Source organism: Streptomyces sp. NA02950, from assembly GCF_013364155.1.
GTDB lineage: Bacteria > Actinomycetota > Actinomycetes > Streptomycetales > Streptomycetaceae > Streptomyces.
This window is the reverse complement of sequence record NZ_CP054916.1, coordinates 742,516-761,790: the sequence shown is the minus strand read 5'-3', so window position 1 is coordinate 761,790 and position 19,275 is coordinate 742,516. Positions and strand designations below refer to the sequence as shown.

General features: G+C 72.0%; 16 protein-coding genes and 1 pseudogene. 3 read left to right on the top strand and 14 right to left on the bottom strand.

Going from position 1 to position 19,275, the window contains the following annotated elements:
• Positions 1–34 precede the first annotated feature (34 nt).
• The 6 genes from gvpO to HUT19_RS03015 all read right to left on the bottom strand — a co-directional run bounded on the left by gvpO (position 35) and on the right by HUT19_RS03015 (position 4,621).
• Complete coding sequence (gene gvpO / locus HUT19_RS03040) at positions 35–478, bottom strand: gas vesicle protein GvpO (protein ID WP_176178936.1); 444 nt, start codon at positions 476–478, stop codon at positions 35–37.
• Between the two features lie 3 nt (positions 479–481).
• Positions 482–733, bottom strand: a complete 252-nt coding sequence (ccmI, locus tag HUT19_RS03035) for a c-type cytochrome biogenesis protein CcmI (protein WP_176178935.1) — start codon at positions 731–733, stop codon at positions 482–484.
• 2 nt (positions 734–735) lie between these two features.
• A complete protein-coding gene (locus HUT19_RS03030) occupies positions 736–1,539 on the bottom strand; it encodes a GvpL/GvpF family gas vesicle protein (RefSeq protein ID WP_176178934.1) in 804 nt (267 codons plus the stop codon).
• Complete coding sequence (gvpJ, locus tag HUT19_RS03025) at positions 1,539–1,997, bottom strand: gas vesicle protein GvpJ (RefSeq protein ID WP_176178933.1); 459 nt, start codon at positions 1,995–1,997, stop codon at positions 1,539–1,541. Before gvpJ ends, HUT19_RS03030 begins: the two co-directional genes overlap by 1 nt.
• Before the next feature lie 314 nt (positions 1,998–2,311).
• Complete coding sequence (locus HUT19_RS03020) at positions 2,312–3,892, bottom strand: FAD-dependent oxidoreductase (protein ID WP_176178932.1); 1,581 nt, start codon at positions 3,890–3,892, stop codon at positions 2,312–2,314.
• A gap of 153 nt (positions 3,893–4,045) precedes the next feature.
• Positions 4,046–4,621 (bottom strand): TetR/AcrR family transcriptional regulator, encoded by a 576-nt coding sequence (locus HUT19_RS03015; RefSeq protein ID WP_176178931.1) that lies wholly within the window; start codon positions 4,619–4,621, stop codon positions 4,046–4,048.
• A gap of 102 nt (positions 4,622–4,723) precedes the next feature.
• On the opposite strand from HUT19_RS03015, the gene HUT19_RS03010 reads away from it, so the two are divergent.
• Positions 4,724–5,170, top strand: a complete 447-nt coding sequence (locus HUT19_RS03010; protein ID WP_176178930.1) for a DUF1772 domain-containing protein — start codon at positions 4,724–4,726, stop codon at positions 5,168–5,170.
• A gap of 84 nt (positions 5,171–5,254) precedes the next feature.
• Here HUT19_RS03010 and HUT19_RS03005 read toward each other — a convergent pair whose 3' ends face one another.
• Together HUT19_RS03005 and HUT19_RS03000 are read right to left on the bottom strand one after the other, a co-directional pair.
• Positions 5,255–5,911, bottom strand: a complete 657-nt coding sequence (locus HUT19_RS03005) for a bifunctional 2-polyprenyl-6-hydroxyphenol methylase/3-demethylubiquinol 3-O-methyltransferase UbiG (protein WP_176178929.1) — start codon at positions 5,909–5,911, stop codon at positions 5,255–5,257.
• Positions 5,912–6,015: 104 nt separating this feature from the next.
• Positions 6,016–6,702 carry a TetR-like C-terminal domain-containing protein gene (locus HUT19_RS03000; RefSeq protein WP_176178928.1) on the bottom strand — a complete coding sequence of 229 codons (687 nt, stop codon included), beginning with the start codon at positions 6,700–6,702 and terminating at the stop codon, positions 6,016–6,018.
• A gap of 168 nt (positions 6,703–6,870) precedes the next feature.
• Between HUT19_RS03000 and HUT19_RS02995 the strand changes: the two genes are divergently transcribed.
• Positions 6,871–9,090 (top strand): hypothetical protein, encoded by a 2,220-nt coding sequence (locus HUT19_RS02995; RefSeq protein WP_176178927.1) that lies wholly within the window; start codon positions 6,871–6,873, stop codon positions 9,088–9,090.
• Positions 9,091–9,170: 80 nt separating this feature from the next.
• Here the strand turns inward: HUT19_RS02995 and HUT19_RS42745 are convergent.
• The 6 genes and pseudogenes from HUT19_RS42745 to HUT19_RS02970 form a co-directional block, all read right to left on the bottom strand.
• Positions 9,171–9,326: pseudogene (locus HUT19_RS42745) on the bottom strand (alpha/beta fold hydrolase); the annotation flags it as partial.
• Between the two features lie 29 nt (positions 9,327–9,355).
• Entirely contained in the window at positions 9,356–11,104 is a 1,749-nt protein-coding gene (gene atzF / locus HUT19_RS02990) for an allophanate hydrolase (protein WP_176178926.1), read from the bottom strand.
• Positions 11,101–14,691 carry an urea carboxylase gene (gene uca / locus HUT19_RS02985; protein ID WP_176178925.1) on the bottom strand — a complete coding sequence of 1,197 codons (3,591 nt, stop codon included), beginning with the start codon at positions 14,689–14,691 and terminating at the stop codon, positions 11,101–11,103. Before uca ends, atzF begins: the two co-directional genes overlap by 4 nt.
• A gap of 75 nt (positions 14,692–14,766) precedes the next feature.
• Positions 14,767–16,446, bottom strand: a complete 1,680-nt coding sequence (locus HUT19_RS02980; RefSeq protein ID WP_176178924.1) for a cytosine permease — start codon at positions 16,444–16,446, stop codon at positions 14,767–14,769.
• A 132-nt stretch (positions 16,447–16,578) separates the two neighbouring features.
• The gene (locus tag HUT19_RS02975; protein ID WP_176178923.1) at positions 16,579–17,313 is read right to left on the bottom strand and encodes a GntR family transcriptional regulator; all 735 of its coding nucleotides are present in this window, start codon (positions 17,311–17,313) and stop codon (positions 16,579–16,581) included.
• A 278-nt stretch (positions 17,314–17,591) separates the two neighbouring features.
• Positions 17,592–18,275 (bottom strand): nitroreductase, encoded by a 684-nt coding sequence (locus HUT19_RS02970; protein WP_176178922.1) that lies wholly within the window; start codon positions 18,273–18,275, stop codon positions 17,592–17,594.
• 394 nt (positions 18,276–18,669) lie between these two features.
• On the opposite strand from HUT19_RS02970, the gene HUT19_RS02965 reads away from it, so the two are divergent.
• Positions 18,670–19,257, top strand: coding sequence for an NADH-quinone oxidoreductase subunit B family protein (locus HUT19_RS02965; protein ID WP_176178921.1), 588 nt, complete (start codon positions 18,670–18,672; stop codon positions 19,255–19,257).
• The last annotated feature ends 18 nt before the right edge of the window (positions 19,258–19,275 follow it).

The window sequence follows — 19,275 nt, the reverse complement described above, 5'->3', positions numbered from 1 at the left end:
CGCCGGGACGGTACGTTCCAGTCGGAGCCCTGGCTCATGTCCGCTCCTCCGACCTGCCCCGGTAGTGGCGGTGGTGGCGCCGGTAGGAGCGGAGTTCGCCGTCGTCGTCCACCTCGACGCGGTATTCGGCGAGGATGTCGGTGGAGTCCGGTACGCGGTGGGTCTCCACCACCTCGACGCCGACCTCCCAGCCGTCCTCCCGGCGCTCCAGCGAGGTGACCCCCTCCGGGTCCCGCCCGGTGAGCTCGCGCACCTGGCGCGCGGCGCTCAGGGCCGCTTCACGGGCGCTGAGGCCGTGGTTCCGCCGCCCGCCGGGCCGTGTCCGCTTCCGCTCTCGGTCCCGGTCCCGGTCCCGGTCCGGGGCCGGTTTGCGGCCGCGCTCCTGCGCCCGTTCGCGGTCCGGCTCCCGGTCGTGCTCATGGGTGTGTTCCCGCTCGCGACCGTGTTCCCCGCGTGCGCGCCGTTGCTCCCGGGGCACGGCTCAGCCCTCCATGCCCCCGCTGGGCGGGCCGCCGGACATCAGCCGGCGGACCAGCTCGGTCTCCAGCTCGGCCGCCTCCTCCTCGCCGAGTTCACCGCTGTCCCGCGCCCGTGCGACCTCCTCGAGGCGCTGCTGGATGACAGCGGGGTCGTAGAGCTGCCGACGGGCTTCCTCGCGGATCTGCTCGGCGATCCAGGCGACACCCCGCACCGGTGCGAGCGGCAGGGTGACCAGTCCGGTGAACAGTCCCATGGCTAACCGCCTGTGTCGGTGACGGGCTCGGGTTCCTCGGCCTCGCTGAGCGCGTCGGCCACGAAGTCATACGGGGCCAGCGGCCCGAGCAGCCGGAGCTGGACCCGGTCGCGCCAGTGGAGGGCCAGCTCCTCCGCGGCGTGTTCGAACTCCGCCCGCCGTGCGTCGTCGACCAGGAAGGCGGCGTTGACGAGTCCTTCGGCGGACGACGGTTCCGACGCGGCCGACGCCAGCGCCAACGGCCCCAGCCGACGGTCCACTTCCAGCGCGTCCACCTCCCGCTTGGCGGCGATGCTGTCCATGACCAGCTGTCCGAGCTGGATCCGCTCGTTGTAGCCCGCCTCCTCGGGGAGTCCCTGGAGTTCCTCCCTCAGTCGTCTGACCTCCGGCTGTTCCTCCAGCACCTCACGCAACACCGCGTCCTGCGCATAGCTGGCCCGCAGGGTGAACTGCGAGCGGCCCCGCAGCCGTTCGAGCGCTCGGTCGAAGTCGTCATGCCCCTCGGACAGCAACTCGCCGGTGACCGCTTCGGTATCGCGTACCACGGTGCCGAAACGGAACGGAAGCACGGGCGAGGCGTCGGCGGCCAGGGCGTCCAGCACCCGGGCGTGTGCCCGCAGATCGTCCGGGGTGCCCAGTGGTTTGTCGGTGGGCACTTCGCTGACCACGGCGGCCTGTCCACCCTGGCGTACCAGCGTCACCGCGGTATCCGGGTCGCCGACCGCGGGCAGATCCTTGACGACGTCGTCGGCGCGGTCGTCCGTCACGACACCGTAGACATAACAGGCACGTCCGTTACCCGCCATCACCGCTCGCGCTCCCTGTGGGTCGTGGAACTCCGCTTGCGCCGGGGCCGTTCCGTCTTTTCGGCGCTTTCCTCGTCCTCGTCTCCGCCGGCCTCGTCGTCCTCGTCGTCGTGGAGCAGATCGGAGACCGTTTCCTTGACGCCTTCCAGCGCACCCTTGGTCTTCTTCTGGCTGCCGCCCTCGCGCAACTCGTCCATCAGACCGGGCAGGCCATGGGTCTCGGTGCCGCTGCGGGCGAGGTCGAGGCGGTTCGTCGCCTCCGCGAAGCGCAGGTAGGTGTCGACACTGGCGACCACGACGCGGGCATCGATGGTCAGCAGCTCGATCCCCACCAGGGACACACGGACGTACACATCGATGACCAGGCCCTTGTCCAGGATCAGGTCGACCACGTCGACCAGGCTGCTGCCGGAGCCGGACCGGTCCAGATACTGGCTCTGCTGGCTTGCTACGGTCACCACGCTCACCTGTTCCAGGGGCGGCTCCCGTCAGCGGCGTGAACGTCGCCGCGGTGCCTCGTCCTTGTCTTCCTCTTCCTCCGCGTCTTCGTCGTGCTTTCTGGATCCGCCGTCCGCAGACTCCGGACGCGCTTCGAGTGCGGTCGGCACTGAAGAGTGACCCTGTCTTCGAGTATGTCTCATTTGGGAGTTTCAGGTGAGATGGCGAGTTATGGTGCTTCTGGTCTGCGTATCTGACTGAGCGGCTCGAGTTGTCACGCTGAGTATTGGGTCGGACGGGACCGTGGCCGGGCGGGCGAACCGGCCGGGGCGGATCATTGCCGACCACGCCCGGTGTCCCGTGCTCCGCCCTCGTCGTCCTCGATCCGCTTCAGCGGACGAACCGCCGGGCCCTGAAGCACACTGCCGTCGATGGCGAACCGCGAGCCGTGGCACGGGCATTCCCAGCTCCGCTCGGCGTTGTTGAAGCGCACCAGGCAGCCCAGGTGTGTGCAGCGGGCGGTCAGCGTGTGCAACTCGCCCTCGTCGTCGCGGTGTACGGCCCGCTGTCGCCCGCCGAGGCGGACGACCGCCCCGCCACCCGGCGGGATGTTCCGTATCGCGTCGGCGCCGTCCCCGGACAGCCGGTCACCGATGAAGTGGCGCGCCACGGTGGCCTGGACCCTCAACAGTGCCGGGGCCTCGCGCACCGGGTGCAGCCGGCGCGGATCGTACAGCCCCTCCCACGGCAGGGGACCTCCGGTGAGCCTCGCGGCCAGCAGTCTGCCGGTGAGTACGCCACCGGTCATACCCCATCCGGCGAACCCGGTGGCCACGAAGGCATGGCGGGAGGCGGGGTGCAGTGGCCCCACATAGGGCACGTGATCGGTGGTCCAGTTGTCCTGGGCCGCCCAGCGGAAGGCGGGTTCGGCGCCGCGGAAACGGTCCTGTGTCCAGTCGATCAGCCGCGCACAGCGCCGCTCGACATCACCGACGCCGGGGGTGAACTTCTCCCCGGTGACGATGAGCAACCGCTGCCCGTCCCGGTAGGGCGCGGTGCGTACCGAGCGGGTGCCGTCCTCGGGCGTGAGATACATGCCGCGCGGGGCGCGGTCGGAGGGGAGCACGGCGGCGACGACCAGCTCCCGCTTCACTTCCAGACGGGGAAAGAGCAGAGCCCGGTCGAAGATCGGGTAGGCCGTCGCCACCACCACGTCGCGGGCCCGCAACCGTGCTCCGCGCTCGGTGGTCAGGCGGCACGGGTGGCCCTCGCTGAGGTTCACCACCCGGGAGTGCTCGAAGACCAGACCTCCCCGCGCGATGAGATCCTCCACCAGCGCCAGCAGGTACTTCCGGGGGTGGAACTGCGCCTGTGCCGCCACCCGAACCGCTCCCGCCACCGGGAAGGGCAGATCGGTCTCCGTGGTGAACGAAGCGTCCAGACCGGCCGCCGAGGCGGTTTCCGCCTCGGCCCGCACCTTCTCCATGGTGTCCTCGCCTTCGGCATAGGTGAAGGCGGGGCACTCCTCAAGATCGCAGTCGATCCCCAGCTCGGCGGTCACCTGCCGCACCCGGTCCACGGCGTCGGCCTGTGAGGCGGCGTAGAGCCGGGCCGCCTCCTCGCCTCGTGCGCCCCGGATGTCCTGGTACGCCAGGCCCTGGAGGGCGGAGAGCTTGGCCGTGGTGTGCCCGGTGGCCCCGGCGGCCAGCCGGTCCGACTCCACCAGGGCCACCCGGCGTCCGGCGCGGGCCAGCTCCCAGGCCGTGCAGATGCCCGCGATGCCGCCGCCGACCACGGCGACCTCGACATCCGGAGCGGTGCCCTCCCAGCCGGGCTCCAGGGTTGGGTACGACGGTCCGGGCGCCGACGCCATCCAGTAGGACGACGGCGCGTATCCGGTGGGAAGACTCGTCATCACCGGCTCCTCTCCCGCTCTGCTTCTGGCTGCGGTCTCCCCGGGTGCCCCCGATCCCGGCCATGACGCCGACCCTGGTCATGGCGCCGCCCTGGCGGCCTGGGGGTGGATGCGTGTGGCCTCCGGGCCGTCGCCGGTGCAGGCCGCGCTGGGTCAGCGGCCCGAGAACCGGTCCACCAGGAGGTCGAGCCGTCGCGAGGCGTCGCCCCGGGGGAGCCGGCCCGAGCGGGTGAGCGCGACCAGGCCGTGCAAGGCGGACCAGAAGACCTCGACGAACAGGGCGGGTGCGGCGTCGCCCGCGATGTCGCCGAGGGTGTCCAGCAGTGTCCCGAACGCCTCGCGCAGCGGTGCGGGCGTGGTGTCGTCGGCGAAGGGGAGTCCGGTTTCGAGGAGGAACATCGCGTCGTAGAGCGCGGGGTTGCGCTCGGCGAAGTCGACGTAGGCGCCCGCGAGCGCGGCCACCGCCGCCCGCCCGGCCGGACCGTCGGCCACCGCGTGCCGCATCGCGGCCGTCAGCTCGGTGAACCCCTCCAGGGCCACGGCTCCGACGATCTCGCGTTTGCCGCGGAAGTGGCTGTAGAGCACCGGCTGGCTGTACTCGATGCGCTCCGCCAGCCGACGTGTGGTCACCGCGTCCCAGCCCTGGGACTCCGCGAGTTCACGGGCCGCCGCGACGATCAGCTGGTGGCGTTGGGCCCGCTCGCGCGCCTTGCGCTCCTGTACCGACATGACTCGATTCTAGCATCGCTAGACATTCGAGCGATGCACGTCTAGCATCGCATTGGAATCTAGCGGCGCTAGAAAAACGCGTCAGGAGCCTCGGGAGGGGTCATGCAGCACACACTCTCCGTCGTCACGGTGGTGGTCGTCGGTCTCATGGTGGGCGTGGAGTTCGCGGTGGGGGTCTTCCTCAACCCGATCTTCGAGCAGCTGCCGGACAACGGCGGCCTCGCGGCCCGCGGCGCGGGAGCCCGCATCCTGGGCAAGGTGATGCCCGTCTGGTACATCAGCTCGGTCGTGCTGGGCTCGGTCTGGGCGGCGCTGGCGTGGGGCGACGCCGGAGCGGGGCTCGTCGCCACAGCCACGGCCCTGCTCGTCCTGAGTGTGCTGATGTCGATCGCCCTGCTGGTTCCGATCAACTCCCGTGTCGCCCGGTGGACGGAGGACACCCTCCCGGCGGACTGGCGGCAGCAGCTCGGCCGCTGGGACCGGTTCCACTACGGACGCGTCGCCGTCATCGTCACGGCGTTCGCCCTGCTGGTCCTCGGTATCGCGTGACCCCGCTCCCGGGGCCGCTCACGCACGCCCCTGACGGACCGGGACCGACCCGGACGCGCGGGCGGCCGTGGCCGCCCGCCTCGCTCAACGGCGATGGCATACGAGCGTGTAGCGCCAGAACAGCCGACGGCGCAGCCGGGCGCCGGGCAGGGTGTCACGAGCCCGGCGGACGATGTCGGGAAAGCTCATCTCCGCCGGGCGGGTCCGGGCGGTCATCGACGGCGGCCGGGGTGCTTGGCGGCCCCTGTTCTTGAGCCAGCCCGTGGCGACGTTGAGCGGGACGGCGGCGGCTCCGAGCAGATGGTCGCCGGGAGTTGTCGGGCGGGCGAGGCCGACCACCACCAGGGTTCCGCCGGGCGCCAGGCGCTCGCGGAAGGTGGTGAGCGCCTCGGTGAACGGCAGATGGTGGATCGCGGCGACGCAGGTGATGACGTCGTAGCGGCCGCTGGGGATCCCGGTCAGCGCGTTCGCGACCGTGAAGGCGACGGGCGCTGCCGGATCGGTGAGTTCCCTGGCTCGGGTGATGATCGCCGGGTCGGAGTCGATTCCGCGCACCGTGCGGGCGCGGGTGGCCAGGAGCCTGGCGAGGTCACCACTGCCGCAGCCGATGTCCAGGGCGGTCTCGAGGCGCCGGGGGAGCTGCCGCAGAATCCACCGGTGGTAGTGGGCGTTGTGATCCCACGGGTGGGTGGCATTGAACTGGTCAAGCGCCCGCAGGACGCGGTCCGGCAGTGTGGTCATACCGTCCAGTCCACCAGATCCGCGGTGGGTCTCCGCGGCTTCCGTCGCGGCGCAACGCTGTGTGCGGCAACGACGGAACCGCGCGCGTCGACGGAGACCGGGTCTCACGCGTGGGCGCGGAGAACGGCGGTGGGAGCGCCCTCGTGAGGTGTGTCCTTCCGCGTCCGGCAGCTGGTTTCCGTCTCCGGTGGGCCGAACGCCCCCGCGCGTGCCGCGAGATACGCCGCCTCGGCACTCGTGTGCACCAGACGGGCGTCGACGGTGCCGCGCAGGATGAGGATGCGGTAGTAGAAGGGGGCGCTGAGGGCCGCGATGACCTCTTTCGCATCGGTGTCCGCGGTGAGTTCGCCGCGGGCGACCGCGCGCTGTACGAGCTGTGTGACGTGCTCGGTGCGCGCGGTGAAGGCGCCGCGCACGATGTCCGCGACGCGCGGGTCGTGTGCGGCCGCCGCCGCGATGCCTTCGATGAGGTTGCGGTTGCGGGGTGTGGCGTGGAAGTCGGCGATGGCACTGGCCAGTTCGTGCAGGTCCTGGCGGAGGCCACCGGAGTCGGGGGTGGGAATGGTGGTGCTCTGCTGGGCCAGCAGATCACCGATGACGCCCTCGACGGTGCGCCAGCGGCGGCGGATCGTCGACACATGGACGCCGGAGCGCACGGCGAGTTTGTCGAGGGTGAGCGCGCCGAATCCCGCGACGTCGAGCTCGTCCAGGGCAGCCGTGAGAACGGCGGTGCGGGTGCGGGCGGTTCGTCCGCCCGGGCGGGCCGAGCCGTGTGGTGGTCGCTCAGTCATCGGTGCCCAACGTACACAACATGTTCACGCCCGGCGCCGCCCCTCCACGGCTTGGCGTAGGTGTGCGACGTGCCGACCCGTGCGGGGCCGTACCTCTCGGTCGCCCGTTACGGCCCTGGGACGAACCCTCGATCGGCCTGTCACCGCCACCTTGCGATGATCTTCCGCATGACGGCACAGCTCACCACAGAAGAGATCTTCGAGGGCCTGGACGACGAGGTCTGGCTCCCCACCGGCTTCGTCGGCGGCACCGCCGCCGACCCGGCGGGCACCCTGCGCGCCCTCGCCTCGGACGACGACGAGGCCGTCCGCGAGGCCCTCACCTCCTTCTGGCACGCCATGCGCGCCCGGGTGCCCGCGTACACCGCGACCGTCCAGTGCGTGCCGTATCTGGCCCGGTTGTGCGTCTCCGGGGTGTACACCGAAACACTGCTGGAGCTGTTGCACAGCGTCGCCGACGGAGAGGACCAGCCGCGCGGCGACCAGGACGAGTTGGTGGCCGCCGTCGCCGCCCAGGTGCCGGTGCTGCTGCCGCTGCTCGCGGACGAGGACGTGGACATCCGGCGGCTGGTCGTCCGCATCATCGGCCTGTCGGGCCCCTCGCGTACGTCGGCCGAGGCGATACGGGAGCGCTGGGCCGACGAGACCGATCAGGGCTTGCGTTCCGACCTGCTGACGGCGTGCCGCGTCGCCGACGCGGACATCGCGGCCGAGATCAGCGCCGGGGAACTCGGGCCCGGCCGGGACCCGGAGGTCCGGCTCGCCGCGGCCCTCAGCCTGGTGCGCGCCGACGGCGCGTGGACGGATGAACTGGCGGCCGCCGCCACCGCCTGGGCGCTGAACGGCACGGAGACCGAACCCGGCGAGCGCTGGTTCGACCCGAGCACCGGCGACTGGAAGGACACCGACCGCGACGACCGGTCCTTCGAGCTGCTGTTGGCCCTCCTCGCCGACCGCGGTGAACTCCCCGTCGCGCTCGGCCTGCTGGAGACCGTCGCCACGGCCGAGGGGGAGGGAGCGGGGCTTCGCAACCGCCGTGTGCTCGCCGCCGCCGAGACACTGTGCGGAGAATTCCGCACCGCCCCGCCCTCCCTCGTTCCGTACCTCGCCGCCCTGGTGGGGGACGAGGACGCCGCGGTGGCCGGGCGCGCCCTGTCGCAGCTGCGCCGCCTCGGGGACGAGGCCCGCCCCGCCGCCGACGCGGTGCTGCGCGTGGCCGCGGGCGAGGTCGGGACGAGGGGCGGTGAGCGCGAGGACGAGGAGCTCGCGGACACCGCGCTCGCCGTGCTGATCGGTCTCGGCGACCCCCGGGCCGTGCCGCTGCTCGCGCGCGATCTGCCGTGCCGCAGGGAGTCGTTGGAGACCGCCGTCGGCAGCTCGGCCTGGAGCGCCGGGCGCGGGGTCGTCGTCCCCTTCGACGCCGGACTTCTCGACGCCGCCCGGGATCTGCTCCGCAACCCCGACCGCCGCAACTACGGCGCGCCCCGCTACCTGTGCACGCTGCTGAGCGCATGGGGGCCGCAGGCCGCCCCGGCCTTGCCGGAGCTGTACGCCCTGCTGCCGAAGGAACGACAGAACGCCCCCGCCGCGGTGGCCGCCGCCGCGGCGGGAACCGACGATGCCGAGGAGGCCGCCGAACGGCTGCGGGCCGCCGCCGACGGCGCTTCCGTCTACGACCGGATGCCGATCGCCGCGGCGCTCCACAAGCTCACCGGCGACAGCGCGCCACTGGTCGAGGCGGTCCGCGCCGGACTCGACGACATCCTGTACAGCAAGCGCTCCGCCGTGGCCCGCGCGAGTCGGCTCGGCGCGGCCGGTGAACCGCTGCTGCCGCGGCTGCGCGAACTGCTGGCCCCCGAGGAGACCGACGGGGTCGGCTGGGACCGGGGCGACTGCCTGAGCGCCGCGTCCGCGATCCTCGCGATCGAGGGGCCGGGCGCGGCGGAAGAACTGCTGCCGGTGGTGTCCGCGGTCCTGGCCGCGGACTCCCGTACCGGCGCCGCCGCGGCCCGGCTCGCCCGCCGCATCGGCGCGCCCGCGGCGAGCCTGGCGCCGGAGTTCGCGCCGCTGTTCCGGAAGATCGACACGCTGGTGCCCGCGTGCGGTGCGCTGATGGCCCTCCCCGGTGCGATCGGCCCCGACGGCGAGCTGGACCAGGAGACGCTGACCGACGCCCTCGTGCTGGCCGTCGAGCAGGGCGGCCAGGCCGAGGAGGCCATCGCTCTGCTGCGCGAACTGGGCGGCGGAAGCCTCACCCCGGATGTCACGGAGCGGCTGCGCGAGCTCGCCGATGCCACCCGCCGCCCGCCCCGCCACCCGTACGACCTGCACTGGATCCGTGCGGACCAGCGGCGGCTGGCGGTGATCAGGGCAGCCCTCGACGGGTGAGGCACCCGGCCCGGCACGTTGGACGACGTGCCGGGCCCACCGGCGGCCGGGCAAGCTGGTCCGTGGCGCGGTGACGCCGCTCATCCCGCGGTGGGAAACCCCCCGTTGACGGGGTTCATGAACTCCAGCATCCGGCGGTTGACCGCCTCCGCGTGGTCGATCTGCGGTCCATGGCCGGTGTGGGGAACGATGTCGGCCCGGGCTCCGGGGACCAGCCGCGGGACGCGCTCGGCTTCGTGGGGGGCCCCGTCCCGGCGCGCCCCCGTCAGACGTCGGTGAGGGTCGCCAGATAGGCGGGCCAGCTGCCGTGTGCGGTGATGTCCGTCCCCGCCGCCGCCGAGGCCGGGTCGGTGTGGAACCCCACGGCCCAGGTGCGGTCGGCGAGTTCCACGCGGCCGAGGAACATGGGGGCCGGGAGGGCCGCGAGGAAGTGGCCCAGGGCGGCGGGGGAGAGGGTCCAGCGTTCGCCGGTGATCTCGGCGCCGTCCGGCGGGGACACGCGGAGGAGGCCGGGCTTGGGCGGGGTGGTGTGCAGTGCGGTGAGCCGGTAGGCGGGGGCCGTGCGGATCTCCCCGCGGTAGCGGGCTCCGGCATCCGTGAGCTGGTGGTTCAGGGGCTGCCCGCGCAGGTGGGCGCCGAAGACCGCCACATCGACGCCGTTGCCGGGCCAGGGGACGGGGGCCTGTTCGGCGGTCAGGAGAGCCGCGATGTCGATGGCCGCCTGGTCCTCGAACGCCCGGGTGATGACACTGACGCCGAACGGGCTGCCGTCCGCCTCGCCCGCCGGGACCGCGACGGCGGCCAGGTCGAGGAGGTTGACGAAGTTGGTGTAGGTGCCGAGGCGGGCGTTGAGTGCGACCGGATCGGCCCGCACGGCGGCGATGTCCGGGTGTTCGGTGGTGGTCGGCAGCAGCAGGGCGTCGAAACCGGACAGGATGCGGCGGGCCGTCGTGCGGTAGCCGTCCAGGCGCTCCAGGTCGGTGACGAGCGCGTGCGCGGGGAGGGAGGCGGCGGCCAGGATGATGCCGGCGACCGTCGGGTCGGCGGCGGAGGGGTCGTCGGCGATGAAGTCGCCCACGGCCGCGTACCGTTCGGCGACCAGCGCGCCGTCGTACAGCAGCTTCGCGGCCTCCAGCAGCGGGCCGACATCGATCACCGCCGTCTCCGCGCCCGCGTCCTCCAGCCGCTCGACCGCCGTGTGGAAGGCGGCGCGGGCCCGGGGCGAGAGCGGTGCGAGGTCCTCGTCCCGGGGGAGGGCGACACGGGGGCACGGCGGTGCGGACAGGCGTACGCCATCCGGCCAGGCACGGCAGCGCGGATCGGCCTCGTCCGGGCCCGTCATCAGTGTGACCGCCCGCTGGGCCTCGGTGAGGGTGCGGGCGAAGACGGTCACCGCGTCGTACGAGCGGGCGGCGGGCACCACGCCGGTGGTGGGGACCAGACCGAGGGTGGGCTTGATGCCGACGATGCCGTTGAGGGCGGCCGGGACACGGCCCGATCCGGCGGTGTCGGTGCCGAGGGCGATATCGGTGATGCCGAGCGCCACGGCGACCGCCGAACCGGAGCTGGAGCCGCCGGAGATCTTCTCCGGGCGCAGTGCGTTGCGGACCGGGCCGTGCGGGCTGCGGGTGCCGACCAGGCCGGTGGCGAACTGGTCCAGGTTGGTCTTGCCGAGCACGATCGCGCCCGCCTCCACCAGACGCCGTACCGCCGGTGCGGAGACGTCGGGGGTGTAGCCGTACGCGGGGCAGGCGGCGGTAGTGGGGAGTCCGGCGACGTCGATGTTGTCCTTGACCGCCACCAGGGTTCCCGCGAGCGGCAGTTCCCCGCCGGTGTCACCGCTGCCACCTGCGAAACCGGCGGCGACACGGGCGTCCAGCGCGTGTGCCTCGGCCAGTACGTCCGACTCCTCGCGCAGGGAGATCCAGATCTCCGGGCGGTCGGTCTCGGCGATGCGCCGGTACGCGGCGGTGACGCGCTCCGCACAGGTGGGCGAGGACGGGACCAGGGTCATGCGGCTTCTTCCTTCACGAGGACGGCCAGCGGGGCACCGGCGTCGATCTGCTGTCCGGCGGTGACGAGTATGTCGGTGACGGTGCCGGAGGCCGGGGCACGCACCACCACCTCCATCTTCATGGCCTCCAGGACGACCAGTGGCTGACCCGCCTCGACCGTGGCTCCGGGACCGGCCTCGACCTTCCACACACTGGAGCTGAGCGGTGCCTCGACCAGCCGGGAACCGGGCGGCGGGGCGACGGGGGCGAGGACCGGGGCGGGGGCGGCGGCAGGGCGTTCGGTGAGTTCACCGGATGCCTCCCAGGCCCGGCGTTCAGCGGTGAACGCGGCGGCCTGGCGGGTGCGGAAGGCGGCGATGTCGGCGGCGTTCTCGCTCAGGAAGCGCTCGTGCTCCGCCAGGGAGAACGTGCCGGGCCGGATGTCGAGTCCGGTGCGGCCGGAGGCCAGATCGGCGCGGATGTCGTGGAGTTCGGCGGGCGAGACCGGATGCCAGATGATGCGGTCGAAGAAGCGCAGCAGCCAGGGCGTGCCGTCGGCGAACGATCGGTGCGGGCGCAGCCCGCCCCAGATGGGCACCGTACGGCCGATGAGCTGGTAGCCGCCGGGGCTCTCCATGCCGTAGATGCACAGGTAGGAGCCGCCGATGCCGACGCCCGCCTCGGCGGTCCAGGTGCGGGCCGGGTTGTACTTGGTGGTGACCAGGCGGTGGCGCGGGTCGAGCGGGGTGGCGGCGGGGGCGCCGAGGTAGACATCGCCGAGGCCGAGTACGAGGTATTCGGCGTCGAACACGGTGCGCCGCACGTCGTCGGCCGAGTCCAGGCCGTTGATACGGCGGATGAACTCGATGTTCGACGGGTTCCAGGGGGCGTCGTCGCGCACGGACGCCGAGTAGCGGGCGATCGCCTCGTCGACCGTCGGGTCGTCCCAGGACAGCGGGAGGTGAACGGCCCTGCTGGGGACGGTGAGTTCATGGGCGGCCGGGAGATGGTCCTCGGCCTCCTGGAGGCGGGCGAGGAGGGTGCGCAGCGGCAGGGCGTCGGGGTCGGTGTGCAGGTGCAGGGAGCGTACGCCGGGGGTGATGTCCACGAGGCCGGGCGGGCGGTGGTCCGCGAGGTGCGCGGCCAGGGCGTGGACCCGCATGCGCAGGGCCAGATCGAGGGTCATCGGCCCGTACTCGACGAGGATGTTGTCGTCGGCGCCGCGCCGGTAGGTCACTTCGGGGGCGGTGTCGGTGGCGGCGCGGCGGGCGAGGACACCGTCGTCGCCGTCCGCGCCGTCGGAGGCGAGGGTGAGCAGCGCGGGTGTGCGGCGCAGGGAGTCGGCCGTCGCCTCGGTGACGGGGACGAAGCGGACGGTGTCGCCGGGGCGCAGCTGACCCGCCTTCCACCGCTCGGCGCTGACGATGGTGACCGGGCAGGCGAAGCCGCCCAGGCTCGGTCCGTCGGGGCCGAGTACGGCCGGGGTGTCGCCGGTGAGGTTGACGGCGCCGACGGAGTACGCGGTGTCGTGGACATTGGAGGGGTGCAGTCCGGCCTCACCACCGTCCCGGCGGGCCCATGCGGGCTTGGGACCGATCAGCCGGACCCCGGTGCGCGCCGACTGGGCGGAGACCTTCCACTCGGCCGCGTACACGGTGGCCAGACCCTGCCGGGTGAGGAAGTCCGGTGCGGGGTGCGGTCCTTCGCTCACCGCGATCCGCCACTCGGACGTGAAGTGCGGGCGGGCGCGGGCCGGGACGGGGGCGGGGGCGGGACCTTCGCCGCTGTGGGCGGCGGGGCGCAGGACGTCGCCGGCGCGCAGGGCGCGGCCCGCGTGACCGCCGAAGCCGCCCAGGGTGAAGGTGGCGGCGCTGCCGAGGTACTCGGGTACGTCGAGGCCGCCGCGGACGAGGACATAGCCGCGCATCCCCGGCCCGTCGGCCGTGCCGACCTCCAGCAGCGCCCCGGCGGGTATGTCCAGCGGCTCCCACTGGGCTGCCGGGACACCGTCGACCGTGACCGGCGCGGGGGCGCCGGTGACACAGACGACCGCCGGGTGGGAGAAGCGCAGCGCGGGGCCGTCGAGGGTGTACTCCAGACCGGGCGCCCCCTCGGGGTTGCCGACCGCGGTGTTGCCCAGGCGGAAGGAGAGGTCGTCCATCGGGCCGCTGGGAGGGACGCCGACCTCCCAGTAGGAGATCCGGCCCGGCCAGTCCTGGACGGTGGTCATGGTGCCGGGGCGTTCCACATCCACCCGTGCACGGCCGTCGGAGACCTCGCCGAGCGTGGCGGTGGTGTGCCGGGCCGCGGCCGTGTCCGGGTGGTGGCAGGCGGCCCGGAGCAGGCCGAGGTTGGTCTCGACACCGTCGATCCGGGTGCGGGCGAGGGCGTGGTCGAGGCGGGCCAGGGCCTCGGCCCGGGTCGGGCCGGTGGCGATGACCTTGGCCAGCATCGGATCGTAGGAGGTGGACACCTCCTGGCCGGTCTCCACCCAGCTGTCCACGCGTACGTCGCCGGGGAAGTCGACCCGGGTGAGGAGCCCGGCGCTGGGGCGGTGGTCGCGGGCCGGGTCCTCGGCGTAGACACGGGCCTCGACGGCGTGGCCCTCTCGTGGCGGACCGTTGTCGGGGACCCCGTCGAGGAAGCCGGTCTCGCCACGGGCCAGGCGCAGCATCCAGCCGACCAGGTCGACACCGGTGATCTCCTCGGTGACCGGGTGCTCGACCTGGAGGCGGGTGTTGACCTCCAGGAAGGACGCCTCCTCGCGGTCGGCGTCGTACACGAACTCCACGGTCCCGGCGGACCGGTAACCGACCGACGCACACAACTCGCGTGCGCTGCTGTGAAGTTGCTCTCGAAGGCGGAGAGGGAGACCCGGGGCCGGGGCTTCTTCGAGGACCTTCTGGTTGCGGCGCTGGAGGGAGCAGTCACGGTCGCCGAGGCTGATCACCCGGCCGGTGCCGTCGCCGAAGACCTGCACCTCCACATGGCGGGCGCGGGTGACGTACCGCTCCAGGAACACCCCGCCGTCGCCGAAGCTGCCGCGGGCCAGCCGGGTCACCCGGGCGAACGCCTCGCGCAGTTCCGCCGGATCGGCACACGCCTGCATGCCGATACCGCCTCCGCCACCGGTCGCCTTGAGCATGACCGGGTAGCCGATCTCCCCGGCCGCGCGCAGCGCGCTCTCGGCGTCGGCCAGCAGCCCGCTGCCCGGCAGCAGCGGTACACCGGCGTCGAGCGCGGCGGCGCGGGCGGTGTGTTTGGAGCCGAAGACCTCCAACTGGGCCGGGGTGGGGCCGACGAAGACGAGTCCGGCCTCCTCCACGGCGGTGGCGAAGACGGCGTTCTCCGACAGGAAGCCGTAGCCGGGGTGGATCGCTCCGGCGCCGGTGGCCAGGGCGGCGTCCAGCACCCTGTCGGTCCGCAGATAGCTCTCGGTGGCGGGCGCCGGGCCGAGCCGTACGGCCTCGTCGGCCATCCGGACATGGGGTGCGCCGCGATCGGCGTCGGAGTACACCGCCACGGTCCGCAGACCGAGGGCGTCCGCGGCGCGGATGACGCGGCAGGCGATCTCTCCGCGGTTGGCGACGAGCAGGGTGTCGAACACGGCGGCTCCTCCGGGACGGGACGGAACGGGGCGGGGCGGTGGTGTGGGGGGTGGTGTGGGCCGCTGGAACCGGGTTTACGCGGCGGACGGCTGGGCGGGCAGCACGTGGTCAGCGGCCCGGTCGGTGCTCAGGCACAGCGAACACACCACCGCGTGGTGTGTCTGGCACGCGGTCAGATCGGGTCGCTCGTACGACTGGTGGCAGACGTGGCAGCGGTAGCCGACCGCACTCGGGTTGCCGTCGGCATCCAGGAGCGGTTCGGCGATGCCGTCGTCGGTGCGGCGCAGGTAGTACCTGCCCTTGGTGACGACCGCCATGAGCGGGGTGAGGACGAAGGCGATCACGGCCGCGGCGACCGGGGAGTACGGCTGGAGGGTGTCGCCGAGGAGGTGGAAGTACATGGCGATGGACAGACCGGAGGCGGCGACGAAGGCGACGACCCCGACCGGGTTGACGGCGTAGAGCATGCCGCGGCGGAACTCGGGGGCGTGCGGGGAGAGTCTGAGCAGGTACTTGTTGATCAGGATGTCGGTGGCGACGGTCACCACCCAGGCGATCGCGCAGTTGGAGTAGAAGCCGAGGATGTCACCCAGGACGCTGAACATGTCGGCTTCCATCAGGGCGAGCGCGATGCCCAGGTTGACCAGGACGAACACCATGCGGCCGGGGTAGTGCCCGGTGACGCGGGTGAAGGAGTTGGTCCACGCGAGCGAACCGGAGTACGCGTTCGTGACGTTGATCTTGATCTGGCTGATCACGACCAGGACCACCGCCAGCGGGATCACCAGCCAGGACGGCATCATCGCGGCGAAGGCGCCGCGGAACTGCTGGATCGGCTCGGGCGCCGCCGCCGGTCCCACGTCGGCCAGGATGTGCACGGCGAGGAAGACACCGATGGCCTGCTTCAGCGCCCCCAGCACCACCCAGCCGGGACCGGCCGTCACCACGGCGGTCCACCAAGCCCGGCTGTTCTCCGTGGTCTTGGGCGGCATGAAGCGCAGATAGTCGATCTGCTCGCCGATCTGCGCGATGAGGGACAGGCACACCCCCGCGCCGAGCAGGACGGAGGCGGTGTTGACGCCACCGTCGCCGCCCGTGCCCGCGTAGGAGAGGAAGCGGTCGACACTGCCGGGGTCGGTGGCGATCAGGTACACCAGCGGGGCGACCATCAGCAGCAGCCAGACGGGGGTGGTCCACACCTGGAGCGTGCTGAGCGCCTTCATACCGTAGATCACCAGCGGGATCACCATCAGCGTGGAGACCAGATAGCCCAGCCACAACGGCAGTCCGAGGCCGAGTTCGAGCCCCTGCGCCATGATCGACCCTTCGAGGGCGAAGAAGACGAAGGTGAAGCTGGCGAAGATGACGCTGGTGAGCACCGAGCCGTAGTAGCCGAAGCCGGAGCCGCGGGTGATCAGGTCGAGGTCGATGTTGTAGCGGGCGGCGTAGTACGCGAGGGGGAAACCGGTGACGAAGATGACAACGGCGGCGACGGCGATCGCCACGAGGGCGTTACCGGTGCCGTGTGCCAGGCCGATTCCGGCGCCGATGGAGAAGTCGGCCATGTAGGCGATGCCGCCGAGCGCGGTGGTCGCCACGACCGCCGGTGTCCAGCGGCGGTAACTGCGCGGTGCGAAGCGGAGGGTGTAGTCCTCCAGGGTCTCCTTCACCGCCTGGTCGGTCTGCCGGTTGCCGGACGGGTCTGCCGATGCGGAACGGTCCGGCGCTGCCGACCGTGACTCGATGGCGCTCATGCCACGCCTCCTGGGAGTGCGTTGGGTGGTACCGGATGTGCCGTGCGGGCGGCCGGACCCCGTGTGGCGTCGTCGGCAGGACGGGGGAGTGCGGGCACGGGGTGCGGACCCCGTGCGGGAAAACAGCGGAGGTCAGATCCGGCCGGCGTGCAGGGCCATCTGCGTCATGGCCCGCTGGGCGCGCTCCATGACCACGGCCATCGAGTCGCCGACATGGGCGTGCAGGGCCCGGTAGCCCTCGTCGAGGCGGCCGTCGCGGACGAGTTCCATGATCTCGATATGCTCGGTGATGGTCGTCTGCACCCGGTCCCGGGTGAGGAAGTCGTACATCCGCACCCGACGGATCCGCTCGCTGACCGTCACGAGTGCCTCGGTCAGGGCAGGGTTGCCGGAGGCGCGGGACAGCTCGGCGTGGAACCGCTCGTCCTGTACGACGAAGCGCGGGTCCGGCGCGGGAGGACGCTCGCGCATCGCGTACCAGCGCTCCAACTCGGCGGTGAGGACTGCCGGATCGTGCCGTACGGAGGAGTCCTCGATGGCGCGGGCGACCCCCCGCAACTCCAGGGTGACCCGGAGCTCGTAGAAGTCCTTCAGCTGGGCGAGGTTGGGGACGGTGGCGAAGAAGCCACCGTCCTCCCGCTCGATCAGCCCGTCGGTGTGCAGCCGGGCCAGCGCTTCGCGCACCGGCGTCCGCGACACCCCGAACCGCGCGGCCAGCCGCAGTTCGGCCAGCGATTCACGCGCCCCGAACTCGCCGTTCAGGAGAGCGTCCCGCAACCTCGCGTAGACCGTCCCACCGAGCGAGCACGCGGGCCGGGCCTCCGGTACGGAGGCTGTGTCCAGCTGTGTATACAGCTCTGCATCCATGGGCGGAAACGCTAGGGAGGGTTCGTTTCCCGGACGTTCCCGCTCCCGTGAAGTGCTCGTTTCGGAGATCTCACCGCGGGGCGCCGGCTGCGGGGGCCCAGCCGCGGGGCGCCGCTCGTGCCGCGTCAGCCAAGGTTCGCCCCCGCTCGCCGCCCTGGCACGCACACTCGCTGCGTTGGCCGAAAGCCCGAGCAGACCCACTACGACGGCTTGCGGCCGCCTTGCGATCGCACGCACCAGGACGCCTCGCTACCGGGCGAACCTTGGCTGACGCGGCACTAGCGGTGGAAGCGGGTCGTCTCCGCCAGTTCCGCGCGGGGCATGCGGACCTGGTTCCTGGGGGAGGACTCGTCGGCGTAGCCGAACGAGATCCCGAAGATGAGCTTGTTGTCGCTGATGCCGAGCGTTTCGCGGATGGTGTCGCAGAAGAAGCCCAGGGACGCCTGCGGACAGCTGGCCACCCCGTGGGCGGTCATGGCGAGCATCAGGGTCTGTGCGTACAGCCCGGTGTCATTGGCCATCCGTTCCTCCGCGTTGGGCGGCATGAACATCAGCGCCACGTGCGGGGCGCCGAAGAACCGCAGATTGTCCCGGAGGATGACATGCCGCCCCTCGTGGTCGTCCCGTGCGATGCCCAGGGAGCTGTACATCCGCGCTCCCATGTCCTGACGCCACCGGACGCTGTTGCCGGAGTACATGGTGTCGTCGTAGGGATAGTCGAACGTGAAGGCGTTCTCCTCCTTCGCGGCGAGCAGGGCCTTGCTCAGCCGGTCACGGGTTTCTCCGCTGACCACCTCGACAAGCCAGGGCTGGGTGTTGGACGAGGAGGGCGCCGCACCGGCCAGCGTGAAGATGTCATGCAGTGTCCTTTCGGGGACGGGGGCGGGGAGGAAGGCCCGGGTGGCACGTCGGCCGCGGATCAGCCGCTCGGCGTATGCGGGCATCAGGGGGGTGGAGGACATGCACATCACTTCCCAGGGGGCATGACGAAAGTCGGTGGAGAGACCGGGCGGCATGGGGTGGTGCCGACGGGTGCCCCGGATGTCCACCGGACGGCACTCCGCCGTGCTGCCTGCCCGCAGCAACTCTCGCCGCGCTCCCTGCCGGGCCGGTGAGTAATTCCTGCTCATCCCGGGGGCGGAGGCGGCCCCGCTCGCCTGCTGGGCGCCCCGCACCGTACCGGAGGAGGAGAACCGCGCACACACCTCAGCGGTGAGTAGTTGTTACTCATCTTCCGGTGGGTCGTCCTCACCCCTGGTTCCGGTCCGGTGCCGTCCGGCTACGTTGTGTGAGGAGCAGAACGCTCCGATCAGCCAGGACTGCCGTCCCCGGACCCTTTGGAACAGAGGTGCTGGTGTGGGTATCGAAGAGAGTCTCCCGAGCGGTTTCGCCCTCACGACCGTGGAAGTCCTCGCGGGAGCCGCGCGCAAGTCGTCGATGTTCCCCGCGGTCTTCGGACTGGCGTGCTGCGCGATGGAAGTGATGGCGACGGGAGGTGCGAAGCACGATCTGTCGCGGTGGGGGATGGAGTACTGGCGCGGGCCGAGACAGGCGGATCTCATGATCGTGTCCGGACGGGTCAGCCAGAAGATGGCTCCCGTGCTGCGCCGTGTGTACGACCAGATGCCGAACCCCAAGTGGGTCATCGCCATGGGCGTGTGCGCGTCCTCGGGCGGGATGTTCAACAACTACGCCGTGGTCCAGGGGGTCGATCACATCGTCCCCGTGGACATCTATCTGCCGGGGTGCCCGCCCCGCCCGCAGATGCTGATGGACGCCGTCGTCAAGCTGCACGAACAGGTCAGGTGCGCACCCCTCGGGGTGAACCGTGAGGAGGCCGCACGCGCGGCGGAGGAGGTGGCGCTCCGCGCCCGTCCCGTCATCGACGTGCCGCTCCTGCCGACCGGCCCCCGGACGCCGGGGCACGCCCGGGGGCCGGCGTAGGGGCTCCTCCGCGGGTCG